At 43.2% G+C, this 16,181-nt stretch carries 15 protein-coding genes; 6 read left to right on the forward strand and 9 right to left on the reverse strand.

Features of this window, described 5'->3' with window-relative positions:
- Positions 1 to 45: 45 nt before the first annotated feature.
- Positions 46 to 426 (reverse strand): tetratricopeptide repeat protein, encoded by a 381-nt coding sequence (locus H6G26_RS08470; RefSeq protein WP_190728824.1) that lies wholly within the window; start codon positions 424 to 426, stop codon positions 46 to 48.
- A gap of 224 nt (positions 427 to 650) precedes the next feature.
- The gene (gene tnpA, locus H6G26_RS08475) at positions 651 to 971 is read right to left on the reverse strand and encodes an IS200/IS605 family transposase (RefSeq protein WP_347242444.1); all 321 of its coding nucleotides are present in this window, start codon (positions 969 to 971) and stop codon (positions 651 to 653) included.
- Between the two features lie 164 nt (positions 972 to 1,135).
- On the opposite strand from tnpA, the gene H6G26_RS08480 reads away from it, so the two are divergent.
- Positions 1,136 to 2,383, forward strand: a complete 1,248-nt coding sequence (locus tag H6G26_RS08480; RefSeq protein WP_190728825.1) for an RNA-guided endonuclease TnpB family protein — start codon at positions 1,136 to 1,138, stop codon at positions 2,381 to 2,383.
- 734 nt (positions 2,384 to 3,117) lie between these two features.
- Positions 3,118 to 3,336 (forward strand): DUF4327 family protein, encoded by a 219-nt coding sequence (locus tag H6G26_RS08485; protein ID WP_012407469.1) that lies wholly within the window; start codon positions 3,118 to 3,120, stop codon positions 3,334 to 3,336.
- A gap of 67 nt (positions 3,337 to 3,403) precedes the next feature.
- Here the strand turns inward: H6G26_RS08485 and H6G26_RS08490 are convergent, their stop codons facing one another.
- The 3 genes from H6G26_RS08490 to H6G26_RS08500 all read right to left on the reverse strand — a co-directional run bounded on the left by H6G26_RS08490 (position 3,404) and on the right by H6G26_RS08500 (position 7,876).
- Positions 3,404 to 4,678: a protein kinase gene (locus H6G26_RS08490; protein ID WP_190728842.1), complete on the reverse strand. Its 1,275-nt coding sequence runs from the start codon at positions 4,676 to 4,678 to the stop codon at positions 3,404 to 3,406.
- A gap of 144 nt (positions 4,679 to 4,822) precedes the next feature.
- Positions 4,823 to 6,814 carry a serine/threonine phosphatase gene (locus tag H6G26_RS08495; protein WP_190728826.1) on the reverse strand — a complete coding sequence of 664 codons (1,992 nt, stop codon included), beginning with the start codon at positions 6,812 to 6,814 and terminating at the stop codon, positions 4,823 to 4,825.
- Between the two features lie 249 nt (positions 6,815 to 7,063).
- Complete coding sequence (locus H6G26_RS08500) at positions 7,064 to 7,876, reverse strand: transporter substrate-binding domain-containing protein (RefSeq protein WP_190728827.1); 813 nt, start codon at positions 7,874 to 7,876, stop codon at positions 7,064 to 7,066.
- A 226-nt stretch (positions 7,877 to 8,102) separates the two neighbouring features.
- On the opposite strand from H6G26_RS08500, the gene H6G26_RS08505 reads away from it, so the two are divergent.
- Positions 8,103 to 9,302 carry a PLP-dependent aminotransferase family protein gene (locus tag H6G26_RS08505; RefSeq protein ID WP_190728828.1) on the forward strand — a complete coding sequence of 400 codons (1,200 nt, stop codon included), beginning with the start codon at positions 8,103 to 8,105 and terminating at the stop codon, positions 9,300 to 9,302.
- A gap of 327 nt (positions 9,303 to 9,629) precedes the next feature.
- Here H6G26_RS08505 and H6G26_RS08510 read toward each other — a convergent pair whose 3' ends face one another.
- The 3 genes from H6G26_RS08510 to H6G26_RS08520 form a co-directional block, all read right to left on the reverse strand.
- Positions 9,630 to 10,256 (reverse strand): J domain-containing protein, encoded by a 627-nt coding sequence (locus tag H6G26_RS08510; protein ID WP_190728829.1) that lies wholly within the window; start codon positions 10,254 to 10,256, stop codon positions 9,630 to 9,632.
- A 218-nt stretch (positions 10,257 to 10,474) separates the two neighbouring features.
- Positions 10,475 to 11,086: an ATP-dependent Clp protease proteolytic subunit gene (locus H6G26_RS08515; protein ID WP_190728830.1), complete on the reverse strand. Its 612-nt coding sequence runs from the start codon at positions 11,084 to 11,086 to the stop codon at positions 10,475 to 10,477.
- 165 nt (positions 11,087 to 11,251) lie between these two features.
- Positions 11,252 to 11,914, reverse strand: a complete 663-nt coding sequence (locus tag H6G26_RS08520; protein ID WP_190728831.1) for an ATP-dependent Clp protease proteolytic subunit — start codon at positions 11,912 to 11,914, stop codon at positions 11,252 to 11,254.
- Positions 11,915 to 12,152: 238 nt separating this feature from the next.
- On the opposite strand from H6G26_RS08520, the gene H6G26_RS08525 reads away from it, so the two are divergent.
- From H6G26_RS08525 to H6G26_RS08535, 3 genes are all read left to right on the forward strand, one after another.
- Entirely contained in the window at positions 12,153 to 13,409 is a 1,257-nt protein-coding gene (locus H6G26_RS08525) for a VWA domain-containing protein (RefSeq protein ID WP_190728832.1), read from the forward strand.
- A gap of 12 nt (positions 13,410 to 13,421) precedes the next feature.
- Entirely contained in the window at positions 13,422 to 14,702 is a 1,281-nt protein-coding gene (locus H6G26_RS08530; RefSeq protein ID WP_190728833.1) for a VWA domain-containing protein, read from the forward strand.
- A gap of 149 nt (positions 14,703 to 14,851) precedes the next feature.
- Positions 14,852 to 15,064, forward strand: a complete 213-nt coding sequence (locus H6G26_RS08535; RefSeq protein ID WP_190728834.1) for a hypothetical protein — start codon at positions 14,852 to 14,854, stop codon at positions 15,062 to 15,064.
- Positions 15,065 to 15,933: 869 nt separating this feature from the next.
- Here H6G26_RS08535 and H6G26_RS08540 read toward each other — a convergent pair.
- The coding region (locus H6G26_RS08540; protein WP_277883779.1) for a chemotaxis protein CheB at positions 15,934 to 16,181 on the reverse strand (248 nt) is incomplete at its 5' end.

Below are 16,181 nucleotides of genomic sequence, written 5' to 3' on the forward strand. Positions count from 1 at the left end.
GTCTTAATAAACAAACTAATTAATCACTTAATGAGCGCTCTTTCCCTATTGCTTCTTAACCTGCTCTAATACAACTTTGTAATCTTGCCGTTCGGGGTGCAACTTCACCAGCTTCTCCAAAAGTTCCATAGCACCTTTAGCATCTTTCAATTGCAACCGCAGCAAAGACAGTTTCTCTAAAGCAAGTTGGTTTTCTGGTTCCCGTTGCAAAACCAGTTCATAACCCCGCGCCTGTTGCTGTAATACTGACTCAGCAGAGGGAGACGCAATTGCTGGCTTAGGTTGGCTAGCCTGTTGAATTGCTGGAATGACTGCAAATACCGTAGAGCCAAAAAACGAGAACATCGACACTATCGTTAAAATCTTTTGTCGCCGCCCAATCTGCTTTTTGCGGGCGATTAGGTATTCTTCCCCTGAACCAGCCATGTATCAATTATTGCTGCTATAAATGCTTAGGTGTCAGCAACCCTCCCGTTATGAGGTTACCCATCCGCCCAATAGAAACTAACATCTTAAACTGGAAATTTTTTACACAAACTTTAAAAGCTGACTCCGAGGAGGAGAGAAGTTTATCAGAATTCGCGGAAAATCCCATCCGTCTATAGCTCAGGGGATGGATAGTGGTCTGCGGAGCGGAGCGAAGTAGACAATCATTCTTTTCCGCCTGACTGTTCTTTAATATAAGCCTTGACTATTTCTAGTGGCGCTCCACCGCATGAGACTACACATTTAGAATCGTGCCATAGTTTAACTTTTTCACCCCAGTAAAACTTACCTATTTCTGATTTGTATTGTTGTCTTAAAATCCTGCTCGTTGCAGATTTAAGCGAAGCCATTAAATCAGAAATATTGTTATCTGGATGTAAATTGACAAGTAAATGCACATGATCAGGCTCTCCATTAAATTCCTCAAGGACGCACTGATTAGCGGTCAATACGCGCACAAAAATAGGCTCCATATCTGCAAGCATAGCTTCTGTGAAAACTAACCTACGAAACTTGGTTATAAAACCATGTGTAAATGGATGTCAAAAACTACGTGCGCTCCTTTTCTTAGACTATTTCTATTCACTTCGAGTCAGCCTCAAAATCTATGGTATAGTTTTTACAGTAATATGTTCAAGCAATTCGACTCATGCCGTATGGTTGCCAACAAATACTATTAAATCCTGATAATGATCTAAAGGCAATCTTAGAGTTTCTGTGTGGTGAAGCAACAAAACTCTCTAATTGCGGAACGTACTATGCCCGACAACTTTACTTTAAAACGGGTAGAATCCCTAGCAAATTTGATTTAAATAATCAACTTGCTGATAATATTCATTTTGCAGCAATGTACTCTCAAGCAGCCCAACAATGCTTAATGAGTGTAGCAGAGTCATTCAAATCATTTGTGGGACTACTTAAAGGAATAAAAAATGGTACTGTAACGCAAAAACCTAAACTTCCAGGTTATCGAGATGGCGGGTTAAGCTTGGTAACATATCCGGCTCAAGCTATAAAACTAAAGCCTGAAGGTCTGCGATTCCCATTGGGTAGCAAGGTTAAAACATGGTTTGGACTAGCAGAATTTTACTTGCCTATGCCATCGAATCTTGACCACAAGCAAATTAGAGAGTATCGAATTCTTCCTAGAAATGGTGAATTCTATTTAGAGCTTGTTTACAAACTGTCAACCGTTAAATCTGATCTAGATTTTAACAAAGCCATTGGTATAGATCCAGGGCTTAATAATTGGCTAACTTGTGTTAGCAATGTCGGTACATCTTTGATTGTCGATGGTTTACACCTCAAGAGTTTGAATCAATGGTATAACAAACGAGTGTCTGTTCTTAAAGAAAATCAACCACAAGGTTTTTGGTCTAAGCAGTTAGCTCTCATCACCGAAAAGCGAAATAGACAAGTCAGAGATGCCGTCAATAAAGCTGCTCGACTGATATTGAATCACTGCCTTGAAAACAAAATAGGAACAATCGTTTTTGGGTGGAATGAAGGTCAGCGCCAAAACATCAATCTTGGTAGCAAGACTAATCAAAAGTTTGTTCAGATTCCTACTGCTAGGTTGAAAGATAGAATCGCTCAACTCTGCCAACAGTACGGGCTAAGGTTTGAGGAAACTGAAGAAAGCTACACAAGTAAAGCGAGTTTTTTAGACTCTGACTTGCTACCTATATTCGGCGAAAAACCTGAAGGGTGGCAAGAGTCTGGTAAGCGAGTTAAGCGTGGCTTGTACGCTTGTGCAAATGGTACAAAAATAAATGCTGATGCCAACGGTGCAGCGAATATTTTAAGAAAAGTAGCGGTGAAGCTTGGGCTAGACCTGAGTAGAATCAGTAGCGGCGATTTGATAGCGCCTTTAAGAATCCGGTTCTGGATTTCTTAAGAATCCCCATCCGCCCATGCGGTGGGGAGTATCAAGGTGAGCTTATGCTGTACTGACAATTTTGCCATGCGATCGCTCTCCAGATCTTATTCACTGGGCAAAAAATTAAGATTATATAAAGATTTGCGATTATTCAGCCTAAAGTTAGATGTTTGCGATATTGTAAATATCGTTTAAATAAAAAGAAAGAGTAGATATTTCTACTCAATTGCAAATTTACCTGTTAGTCAAAAGCTTTCAAACTAGCCCGTATTCTATGCGTTCTTCAACAAGCACACATATTTTTTGTGATTAAAACAAATAAAATTTTCCTACTTGTCCTTAGTCAGACTTCTTAGTGCAACTTCCCAGACGGCTAATTATTCCGCTCGGTGTCTACAATATATCTATGACAAAGGGTACTGTTGCACTCTAGTGGAGAAAGGGTAAAAGTTAAGAGTAAAAAGAAAAGGGGAAACAAAAGCATCCCTTATTCCTTCACCTCTTCCCCCTCAACCTCTGCCCGGCTTCTGCAAAAAGTTTAAGGACTGCTTGGTGAAATTGGAGTTTTGTGGTGGTAATTACCGTACAAAACTGGATTTACCAGTAATTTAGTAGAGTTTGTTATGGTATAGTTAAAAAGTTAAGACTAGCTTTACCAAAAATTACACCACTCTACGATCCAGCAACAATTGCAGAATGGGAAGCAGTTTTAATCAAGTATTTACCAACAAAATCTGAATTCAATCGAGGTTATGACTCAGCAAGTGATTCACCCAATGGTGAAATTGCAGCGCAATGTGCAATCACTCATAGAATCGAATATTATCAAGCCAAGCGATAGCATCTGGAAAATCGCTTTGCTCTACGGTAATGAATGGCAGCACTGGAAACAGGAACTGCTTGACTTTGGCTTTAGTATGCAAGACCCAGTTAGTGAATTGCTAGCTGTAGAAACTTGGGATGAAGAGTAGGGAATAGGGAATAGGGAATAGGGGAAGAATTCTAACTCTTAACTCCCCACTCCCCACTCCCCACTCCCTAAAGTTGGCAACCAGCTAACGCCGCAGCTAATTCCTTCGCCGTTTGATAGCGATCGCGTGGCAATGGTTCTGTAACGCGATCAATCACATCTCTTAATTGGGAACTAATCGTGGGAACTTTTGCCACATCAAACCTGAAGTTTCGCCCCCTTTGGCGGTAATACTTGAACGGGTTTTCGCCTGTGAGCAAAAAAATCAGCGTTGGCCCAATTGCATACAAATCAGATTGAGTCAAAGGTTGTCCTCGTTCTTGTTCAGGAGCGCAATAACCTTCTGCACCAATCCGAGTACCGGGGACTGTGCCAATTTCTTTAACTGCGCCAAAATCTAGCACTACTATGCCATTTAAAGAACTTCGCACCATCAGGTTAGCGGGTTTAATATCGCGGTGAATCAGTGGAGGCTCTTGGCTATGAAGATATTCTAAAATATCGCAGGTTTGGATCATCCAAGCGATCGCTTGATTTGGTGTAACTGGCCCAGTAGTATAAACACGTTTCTCTAAATCTTGTCCGTGAATTAGTTCCATTGCCAAGTATTTTTTTCCGTCTTCTACAAAGAAGTCGTAATACTTGGGAATTCCCGGATGGTTAAGAGATTTGAGAGTATGCGCCTCACGCTCAAATAATTCTTGAGCTTTGGCAATTCTTACCATATCAGCATTCATTTGCTTCAACACCAGCAGTTGTGGCATACCCGCAATCAAGCCAGCCGCATCCCAAGCCAGATAAGTAGTACCCATACCTCCTTGTCCAAGAGTTTGCAACACTTGATAATGGCGAATTTTCTGTTGCACTGAGAGAGGTTGGCCGCAGTGGATGCAGAATAGATTATTTGGGGAATTGCCTTCATGGGTGCAAGTGTATCTACCTTGGGCTGACTGGAGTGTTGCAACAGCATTTTCTTCTGTTTCTTGGATTTGTTGTTGCGATCGCACACTAATTTCCAGTACTGTTACCTCCTGAATTTGGAATTGCAGTATTGGGCCTCCCTGTGCCAGTTGCAAAAGGGAATTATCTGGTAATGGACTCTGAATCACAAGGACACCGTTGAGGAAAGTCCCATTAGTACCCTGACTAATCAGCCGCCAACCACCGCCATTATCAGCAGAATCTACTTGTCTTAGTTCTAGATGATGCCGCGAAACTAAACTATCAGTTAAAACAACGTGATTATCTGCCGCTCGACCAATGCGGATTATGGAAGAGTTCTCAAAGCACCACTGGTGGAGGGGCGTTTTCTGTTGCGGTTCTAACAGGGTCAGACTAACCACGACACAACCTATAAGGTAAGGGGACTGGGGACTGGGTATTGGATATTGGGTATTGGATATTGGGCATGGGGCATTGGGCATGGGGCATTGCTTTTTTCTCCCTCATCTCCCTTATCTTCCCCATTCCCCACTCCCGATTTATTTTTAACTTTCCAGATTTGGGCGCACTTTTGCCCGAATAAGTATACCAGTAATGTTGTCATGACCATTGTGTTGGTTCGCCAAATCAATTAACTCTGTAACACCCCGTTCTAAGTTAGCGCCAGAACTAAGTAAGGGTTCTAAGTGAGTCTGCCAATGGGTTTCTAGTAAATCATTATCTGATAGACCGTCTGATGCCAACAACAGAAGAGTATCTTCATTGATATCGAAAAAGCCTACATCGGGATTAATCGAGTTTTCGTCACGAGGCCCCAAAGCTTGGGTGAGTTGGTAGGCATCCGGGCGGGCGTAAGCTATGCTTGCTTCCACACCTCGGTTAATTTCCCGTTGCCCAACTTCGTGATCTACTGTGACTTGTTCTAGCCCCCGCTTGCGCGTTAACCGATAGAGACGGCTATCTCCCACATGAGCAACTGCTGCTTGAGTATCTTCAATTAATAGCATTACTAAAGTTGTACCCATGCGCCCCACTCCAGAACGGGCATCTTGTTGATTTAGCTTATAAATCGCCTCATTCGCTAAATACACTGCCTCACGAATGCTATCTTCTGTTGGCAGTTGGTTGGTAATCCAATGTTCTTGAAAGTATTGCCGTAGGGTGTTGACTGCTAACTCACTGGCGATCTCGCCACCAGCGTGTCCACCCATACCATCACAGAGAATATACAAACCATGCCCTTGCAAAACTCGACTTTTAGGGAACTCCAACTTCTCAATTTTGGTTTCAATACCAAAGTAGTCTTCGTTACGATGACGCTGACGCCCCACATCTGTGCGTCCTGCATCTTCTAAGCTACTTAACTGCATCGCCAGTACAACAGTTGGCATATCATCAGTTTTGCTGATCATATCTTCTGGCTCATCTGATTGCAGGATAGTAGTGGGCACAGTAGTATTATTCTCCTTGATTGGGGGCGAAGTTGCGGTTCCTAGTGCTTCCAGTTCAACAGAGATTTCCTCCAAGCACGATCGCAACTGTGCGATCGTCTGAATTTTACCTACCTCTAAATCCCCCAACATCTGCACTACAGAGCCAAATTGAGTTCGTTGAGATTGCCTAAATAGCGCTTGCCAAACCCGCCCCAAAGCTTGAATGGTTAACGGTTCCTCTGGAATAGCAGATGTTTGGGCTTGGGCATCTTCTGGCGACTCGGTGACAAGTTGAGAATTCGATGGTTCCACATATAATCTTTGTAGCGCCAGCGTTTGGTCTTCATCCAATCGCAAATTTGCCAAATCTAACAGGCTTTGACGACAATTTACTGGTTCCAATAATGCCCAAAGTTGGGTCATTTCATAACACCAGTGTAAAATTTTTAACGAACTTGTCCTTTCTAGTTGCCACAGTTCGAGTAAAGGCTGCCAATGTGAGCGATTCTCGATGATGACAACCTGCATATCCCCCTGCTGCCATGTATCGTGAATCGCCGGTATCACCCGATGACCTTGGGATTCTAAGGCAATATAAAGTTTAGCAAGGTGAGGAATTCCACTTGCTTCCACTGATGGCGTTAGCAAATCTGATTGCTGACTTGCTAGTATTGCCTCAATGGGTGATATTTGATACGGCTGACAGTCTAGAACTCTCACACCTACATCAGTAATGGTGTCAGTTTCCGTTTGGGTAGGTAGTGGATCTAATAATTGATAACGCTCTTGGGAGTCTAAATAGGAGCCTAATGCAATCTGAGAACTAGGAGATAAAGGAAAGGAGGATATTGCTTCCTCATCTCCCTCTACTCCCACATTTCCTTCATCTTTCTCTACTCCCAAATTTCCATTCGTTTCCTTAACAATAATTGCCCAAAACACTGTTCCACATTCCGTGCCACAGTTATGACAACGTAGTGCATTCACAGGTACATCATCGGTACTGCATTCAGGACAAACCTTGTGAGTCAGGGATGTGCCACAGCTTTGGCAAAATTTGTTGCTATTGGGGTTTTCAAATTTACACTGAGGGCAAATCAGCATAGTGGAAGTTCCTTTATTCCCGTTCCAAGGTGCTTCTAGCCACTAAATCCAAGGTGCCACAATTGGCTGTCCCTGACTACAGTAGACTTATAAGAGATTGTAGTTTATCAATGAATTTTGGTGGCAGTATTAATTGTGACGTATATTAAATAAATATTTAATATATTGGTATCCAATTCCTTATAAATGGGGAGTAGAGGAGACAGGGGGACAAGAGGTGAGAACTTGAAACAACTCTTTCCCCTTGTCTCAAAGTCCTCTTGCCCCATGCCAAGAGTCTGGCAATTGCGGAGGTTCAGCATGAAACCATTTTTGATAAATTTGCTTGTAAGTGCCATTGGATAACAAAGTCGCTATAGCTTTGTTAATTGCATCCAGATGGGGAGAGTCCTTAGGTGTAGCAATCCCGTAGTATTCTTCAGTAAGCAGATCGGCAACAACTCTGATACCTTTGAGTTTGCCATTTTTAATTGCATATAAAGTAGCAAAAGCATCGCTAACCACAGCATCAACATTGCCGTTGAGTAAGTCTTGGAAAAATTCTGGCCCAGAATTAAAAGTACTAATTTTGGCGTTAGGGATGGTTTCGGCAAAATTTGCCCCAGTTGAACCAATTTGTACAGCAATTTTTTTACCTTTGAGACTATTGAAGTCTTTAATATTTTGGTTATCTTCGTGGACAGCGATTGCTAGTCCGGCTTTAAAATAAGGTCGTGAAAAAGCAATTGTTTTCAAGCGTTCAGCAGTAATGGTGATTCCGCTAATTGCTGCATCGACTCTTTTAGCTTGCAAGGTCGAGATCATGCCATCAAAGGGCAGACTTTCAAACTGGACTGCAAAACCTGCTACTTTAGCAATCGCATTCATCAAATCAATATCAAAACCTTCCAAGTTACTGCTAGCCCTTTGGATTTCAAAAGGGACAAAAGTGGGATCTGTCGCCACCCTAAGAGATATAGCATCTAGATTATTGGTGGGATAGAAACTTTTACAGGCAATAATCAGTAGCAAAGAGCCTAAGCTTAGAATTAGCTGCTGCCACTTGAACTTAATTAATTTCACTGTAGTAATCCCGTTCTATCAGTCAATATTCACGATAATTGTCATGATGTTATAAAAAAGAATACATCCGTCAGCACCAGAATCCATCATGAATTCTAGGCGACTAGCGAAAGTTTAAGACCCCACTCTAGTGAAAAGTTTAGATCAGAAGCTTCCTCTGATCTAAACTTTTCGCCAATTGTCTTCTTGTGTATTCCGTATTCTGACTCCCAATTTTGAACTACTTATGGTTTCTACCACCCCTACTTACCGAATTACTGATTTGTTCGCCGAACGAGCAAAAAACATCGCACCACCAACCTACGGTACAGAGTTAAGCAAAATTCTCACTGTCAGCTTTGCCTATGGTCTAGCTGACCCAATTCTTTTTCCTCATGCTGACTTGGCTGCTGCAAGTGCCATTGTGCTGGCAGAAGAGGCTCCGATCGCCCTCAATTACGGCCCACCTTCAGCTCAACTGTATGAGCAAATTATCCTCCGTTTGCAGGCTAAAGGAATCACTGCCGATCGCGATCGCCTGATCATTGGCTATGGTTCTGGTCAGATTCTCGGTTTGCTACCAGATGTGTTTGTGGAACCTGGTGATGTAGTAATTGTGGAAGGGCCAACCTTTTTAGGAGTAGTTGCTAGATTTGTCCACGCTGGCGCACGCATAATTACTATTCCTGTGGATGAGTTGGGGATGGATGTAGATGCTTTAGAAGTGGCATTAAAAGATTTAAAGAAACAGGGTATTCGACCCCGATTTATTTATACTATTCCCACCTTTCATAATCCCACAGGCGTTACTATGCCGTTATTTCGCCGCCAAAAACTGGTAGCATTAGCGGCTGAGTATGGTGTTCTGGTGGTGGAAGACGATGCTTATAGCGATTTACACTTCCAAGGAGAAACTATACCCCCCCTGGCAACTCTCGACCAAGAGGGGTGGGTTTTATATGTGAGTACCTTCTCGAAAATTATTGCGCCTGGTATCCGGCTAGGCTGGGCTTGTGGCGATCCAGCGATTATTGAACGGCTAGCAATGTTCAAAAGTGAGGGGCCTGTGGGGCCATTTGTCAGCCATGTAGTCGCTCGTTACTGTGCCACAGGCAAGTTAGAGAATCACATTCAGGAGCTAATCGCCTGCTACAAACATAAGTGCAATTTATTGTTAGAAGCGATCGCCTTAGAGTTTCCCAGTGATGTAGTTGCTCTGCGTCCCGATGGCGGCTTTTTCGTTTGGTGTAAATTGCCACCAGATATCAGCGCCAAAGCCCTCCTTATGGCTGCCAATGAACACGGCATCAGTTTTCTGCCAGGGACTCGCTGCTATGCCAATGGACAGGGGGATGATGCCTTCAGGTTAGCTTTTAGCTTTCAACCAACACAGAAGATTGTTGAGGGAATCGCTACATTAGGAGCAGTGTTGCACGGATTGCGGTAATTATTTAGGAGGCAGGGGGCAGGGGGCAGGAGGCAGGAGGGACAAATCATCCAGAGATTCCACCCCTGATTTGGCAGCCCTGAACTCTCGTAAAGAGTAGGAAGCTAAGACAAAAGTGGGGGTCTTAAACTATGCACCCTGATTGGTTCCAATACAGTTCAGAATGAGCAACAAAAACCTCATGTAGAGACGCGATAAATCGCGTCTTAAAATACCAAGTATTTACACCAACAACACTTAACCCAAGCGTATTGTGATTGGTTCCAGCAGAAGATAGAAGGCGGTCTTTTTCCTGCCTCCTGCCTTCCTCGATAAATTTTGTAAACTTTAAAAAATTTGTTCTAATCGTTGGAAATCTCGCTGCACTTCGTACCAGAGACTTTTATTATGGGGGTCTGTCTTCAGAGCTTTTTTAAGATAAATTCTGGCTTTGAGCAGTTGGTTTTCAGAAATTAACGCCCGTCCCCAAATTTGATAAGCGATCGCTAGCCATTGGCGAACTTCTGCATCTGTTGATAAACGATCTGCTAAAGCTTCCGCCAGGGCGATCGCTTGCGGAAATCGTCTTTCTTGCAAAAATCGCTGCAATTGCTCATAAGTCTTCCACTTCAGCCGTTCTTCTATTTCCAACAGATTAGGCGGCTTTGCTTTTCCTGGTTCTTGGCTTGTCACCGTTGTTACTGGTGTTTTCTGCCTATGCGTTGCCCTAGCGTCATCACGCCCACCAGATGTTGACACCTGACTTGAATGTATGGCAGTTTCCTCTGGCAGTACCACTGTCAGTAGGAGTTTGTACGCCTCTGTCAACGCAATAAACTTATCTTTGGCTTTGTTGTCGTCTGGGTTGATATCGGGATGATATTGCTGTGCCAATCGCCGATAAGACGATTTGATGTCAGCAAAAGAGGCTCCCGATCTTAAACCTAGTAAACGGTAGCAATCTCCAAGATCCATCTTGAGCTATGAGCTATCGAATATCCAGCTAGAGGCTATTAGCTATGAGCTTTCAGCCTGAACTATTAATAATAAAGGCTAATTTGATATTTTAAAGTTCAATGTTGACAGTTTCTTTAGGGAAGGGAGTAGGGAATGGGGAATGGGGACAAGAAGCAGAGGTGCGGGGAGCAGGGGGCAAGGTCTTTTCTGCCCCCTGCCTCCTGCCTCCTGCCTCTCTACTCCCCTGCTACTATAGAGGTTCGTTCTTCAATCACACGGTCAATTAAACCGTATTGTTTTGCTTCTTCGGCAGACATGAAAAAGTCACGATCCATATCTTTTTCAATCTTTTGTATGGTCTGACCGGTTTTATCGGCATAAATGCCATTGAGTTCGTGACGAATCCGCAGAATCTCTCTAGCTTCAATTTCGATATCGCTTGCTTGTCCACGGGTGCCACCTGAAGGCTGGTGAATCATAATCCGTGAGTGAGGCAATGCTAACCGTTTGCCTTTGGTGCCAGCAGCCAGCAGGAAAGACCCCATTGAAGCCGCTAAACCGACGCAAATAGTCACGACATCTGATTTGATATGTTGCATGGTGTCAAAAATAGCCATGCCAGAAGTGACCATTCCACCGGGGGAATTAATGTATAAATAAATATCTTTACCTGGATCATCTGAGTCCAGATACAGCATCACAGCGATAATTTGATTGGCAATTTCATCATCAACATCTCGCCCCAAGAATATAATCCGTTCTCGGTAAAGGCGATCGTAGATGCTAATCCAATCTGTATATTGTCCTCCGGGCATCCGGTAAGGAACTTTAGGAACGCCTATAGGCATAATTTACTCCGTTTTTAATTAGTCATTAGTCATTGGTCATTGGTCATTAGTCATTGGTCATTGGTCATTAGTCATTGGTCATTGGTCATTAGTCATTGGTTATTAACAAAGGACGAATGACATAGACGCGCTAGCGGCTTCCCGCAGGGTAGGACGAATGACAAATTAAAGGACACTGGCAGGAAGTGGAGGATTTGCGAGTTCTTCTTTCTCAAAAACTCGGTCAATAAGACCGTATTCCTTTGCTTCATAGGGTGTCATATATAACAGCCGATCCATATCTTTAGTAATTTTTTCTGGAGCCTGTCCAGTGGTGCGATGCAGTATATCAACTAACGCCCCTTTATTTACCAAAACTTCCCTAGCGCGAATTTGAATATCCGTTGCTTGACCTTGGGCGTAGCTCTTAGGCTGATGCAGGATAATCGAGGAGTGAGGCAAACTAGCGCGGCAACCTTTTGTACCAGCACTGAGGAGCATTGCTGCCATACCCATCGCGGAACCGACGCAGATGGTGTGGATAGGAGGCTTGATATATTTCATTGTGTCGTAGATGGCGAAGGCTTCGGTTTCAAAGCCAATGGGTTCGCCACTGTAACCGGAAGTGCCGGTAGAGTTGATATAGATTTTAATTGGCTTTTCTGGGTCGTCGGACTGCAAAAACAGCAACTCGGCCACGATTAATTCTGTGACAGCAGGCACCAGTGGCATCCCCAGATAGACAATTCGCTCCTTCAATAAGAGGGAAGGTAAATCTGGCGGCGGTGTCCGGTAGAAGTTATCGCCGTAATATGGGGCTTGAACAGCCTTAATTGGGGAAATGTCCATAGCAACTGATCGCCTGAAACTATGCCGTTAACTGTAATACATCCTAGCGCGATGATAGCTCTCCTCAAGGTGCGGATTTCTCCCTAATGCTTCAGGCAGCTTCGCATCTGCCAATGTTTGGCTTCTAAGATATTCTGATTATATTCATGTATTTGTGTTGGATAGGTTTTCCGTAGAGCTAAAGTGGTGCTTTAAAGTTATTTATTAATATGTATATCCTGAATAAGGACTTTGAGTTATGAAGGTTAGTTTGCAGCCTGCCTTGAATGATGGTAATTTGGACGCGAATCAACTGAATAGTCAACGTCAGTTGGGAATTTCGATTTCAGCGATCGCAGAGACTCAAGACCGGAATGTGCCTCTGAATTTATGCTTGATTCTCGATCATAGTGGGTCTATGAATGGGCGATCGCTAGAAACGGTCAAAAAAGCAGCGAATCGTCTGGTAGATAGGCTCAACCGTGGCGATCGCCTTAGTATTGTAGTTTTCGATCACCGTGCCAAAGTCTTAGTACCTAATCAAAGTGTCGAAGATCCAGAAAAAATCAAAAATCAAATTAACCGCCTAGCCGCCGATGGTGGAACTGCGATTGATGAAGGATTGCGCTTGGGGATTGAGGAGTTGGCAAAGGGAAAAAAAGATACTGTTTCTCAAGCCTTCTTATTAACTGATGGAGAAAATGAACACGGTGACAATAATCGCTGTTTAAAATTCGCCCAATTGGCTGCTAGCTATAATTTGACTTTGAACACTTTAGGATTTGGTGACAATTGGAACCAAGATGTTTTAGAAAAAATTGCTGATGCTGGTTTAGGTACTTTATCTTACATTCAAAAACCCGATCAGGCAGTGGATGAGTTTAATCGCCTGTTCAGCCGCATTCAAACCGTGGGACTGACTAACGCTTATCTGCTATTATCCCTGATGCCCCATGTCCGGTTAGCGGAACTCAAACCTGTAGCCCAAGTTTCCCCAGACACAATTGAGTTACCACTGCAACAAGAAGCTGATGGACGTTTTGCTGTGCGGTTGGGAGATTTAATGAAAGATGCAGAACGGGTGATATTAGCTAATATTTATTTGGGACAATTGCCAACAGGTGAACAAGCGATCGCTAATGTACAAGTCCGCTACGATGACCCAGCCGCCAATAAGGTAGGTTTAGTTACACCAAATATCCCAGTTTATGCCCATGTAGTGAAAAACTACCAAGCAGATCCGAATCCCCAGGTGCAACAGTCTATTTTGGCATTAGCTAAGTATCGCCAAACCCAGCTAGCCGAAACGAAATTGCAACAGGGCGATCGCTCTGGTGCGGCGACAATGTTACAAACGGCTGCTAAAACTGCGCTGCAAATGGGAGATACTGGGGCGGCAACGGTGTTGCAAACTTCTGCTACCCAGCTACAATCTGGTGGAGATTTATCCGAAAGCGATCGCAAGAAAACCAGAATTGTCTCCAAAACAGTTTTGCAAGATACCCCTCCCCAGTAAACTCAGGTTTAGATGAAAGTTAAATTGCTCTCGGCGTTAAATGACAATAATGTTGATGTGGCTAAAACTTGTAGCCAACGTCAACTAGCAATGACGATTTTTGCAATCGCTGATGAGTTTGACCAAAATCTACCCCTTAATCTCTGCTTGATTTTAGATAGAAGTGGTTCCATGCATGGACAACCGATTAAAACGGTGATTCAGGCTGTAGAAGGATTAATAGATCGGTTAAAAGGAGGCGATCGCATCTCAGTTGTGGCTTTTTCCGGTTCTGCGGAAGTCATTATCCCCAACCAAGCGATCGAAGACCCCGAAAGCATCAAATCTCAAATAAAAAGCAAACTGACTGCTAGCGGCGGCACTGCGATCGCTGAGGGTTTGGAACTGGGAATTACAGAACTGATGAAAGGGACAAGAGGCGCTGTTTCCCAGGCGTTTCTGCTGACGGATGGGCATGGTGAAAGCGGTTTGCGGGTTTGGAAGTGGGATATTGGGCGAGATGACAACAAGCGTTGTCTTAAACTGGCGCAAAAGGCTGCCAAATTGAACCTAACTATCAACACTTTCGGATTTGGCAATAGCTGGAATCAGGATTTACTAGAAAAAATTGCCGATGTCGGTGGTGGGACTTTAGCGCATATTGAACGCCCTGAACAAGCTGTAGAGCAATTTAGCCGACTGTTTGGACGAATTCAGTCGATTGGGCTAACTAATGCCTATTTGCTGTTATCTCTAGTGCCTAATGTCCGACTAGCAGAACTGAAACCCATTGCCCAAGTTGCCCCAGACACAATCGAGTTACCAGTGGAACCCGAAGCGGATGGTAGCTTTGCTGTCCGTTTAGGAGATTTGATGCAGGATGTAGAACGGGTAGTTTTGGCGAACATTTATCTGGGACAATTGCCTGAAGGTAAACAAGCGATCGCTCATCTACAAATTCGCTATGATGACCCATTGGTTAACGAAGAAGGTTTACTTTCGCCCTTGATGCCGGTGTATGCAGATGTAGTGCGAGCGTATCAAGCGACATCTAATCCCCAGGTGCAACAATCTATTTTAGCATTAGCGAAGTATCGTCAGACCCAGTTAGCTGAGGCGAAATTGCAACAAGGCGATCGCACTGGTGCAGCCACGATGCTACAAACAGCTGCTAAAACCGCCTTACAAATAGGAGATAAAGGGGCAGCGACAGTGTTGCAAACTTCCGCCACTCGTCTGCAAGCTGGTGAAGAACTTTCGGAAGCAGACCTCAAGAAGACTAGAATTGCATCAAAAACTGTTTTACAGGAATAATAAAAATTCAGTTTTGCTGATTAACGGTGTGAAAGTTTCGCGCCAAGGTGCAAAGCGAGAAAAAATATTTTATTGCTCAATTGAGCAACAAAGTAAAGTAGTCGCATATTCCTAACTTATTGATTAACAACCAGCGAAGAATTTGACTTATGCTGCTCCAGAAGATTGTCCAAGAATTGCAAGACATCCCTGAAGACAAGCTAGCAGAAATTTATGACCTAATTCACTACTTTCGGTTAGGTTTAAGTCAAGAACGTACACAACCTCTTGCGGTGAGCGAAGTCGAACCGCGCATCCCTGGTTTGTTGAAAGGACAACTCGGCGATGCTTTCTTTGAACCACTGCCAGAAGAAGAACTTTAGCAATGGGAATGAGCTAACTCATCGACACCCATATTCTGCTGTGGTGGCTCTTTGACGACCTAAAACTCCATGTTTTTCCATTTGCGGAGTTAGTTAAATCGGTAATACCTGTGTTGTTAGAGAAAAATAAATAAATTTATTAGTATAATTACGAATCGATTTTAACTTTCTCAAGTGTCGCAGGGACTTCAATTGTTCCAATATAAAGTAATTGGGCTGAAAAGTTAAATATAACTACGTGACAATATTAATGTCTAGGTATGAAATCTATATACTAAGCAACAATTGAAGGATTTTTGCTGAATGAAGCGATGGCTACGCCCGCCGCAGGCATCGCAAGCTAACGGCTTAACGATATACCAAAATGAATGCGGAAATTACTTAAATAAACAAGCAAACTGGGGTTTGAGAAAGTAAAAGCTTCTTTTACTTGCGGAAAACACCAAAATGAGAAAGCAAACTGGGGTTTGAGAAAGCAATATCTCTTTTTGCTTGCGGAAAACACTAAAATGAGAAAGCAAACTGGAGTTTGAGAAAGCAATATCTCTTTTTGCTTGCGGAAAACACTAAAATGAGAAAGCAAACTGGGGTTTGAGAAAGTAAAATGCCATTTTGAGTAAGCAATGTGCCTTTTTGCTTATTGAATATGAAGTTTTGAGAAAGCAATAAGCCTTTTTGCTGATTAAATATAAATTTAAGTTAAATTTGTCTTCTGATGAACTCAGCGAAGTATCGTCAAACTCAATTAGCCGAGGCGAAATTGCAACAAGGCGATGTCTTACGACAAGCCGCTACGCGTCTACGCCTTGTTGCAGCCACAATGCTGCAAACAGCAGCCAAAACTGCCTATTTAATTAATAAATTACCCCTTATGCTACTAATTCCGTCATTATTAGGCTGCTCAAGCTCTTGGCGATCGCCTCTGGAGTCAGAACGAAATCTACTTTCCCGGTGTCAATAGCAGCTGAAGGCATATCGAAGTACTCCGAAGTAGTTTCATCTTGAGCAATCGTCATGCCGCCATACTTTTTGATTGCCATCACTCCTAAAGCACCATCTCTGCCAAACCCACTTAGGACAACAGCAATCGCCCGCATTCCGTAATTAAGTCCTACCG

It is taken from the genome of Nostoc sp. FACHB-888 (assembly GCF_014696655.1).
GTDB lineage: Bacteria > Cyanobacteriota > Cyanobacteriia > Cyanobacteriales > Nostocaceae > Nostoc.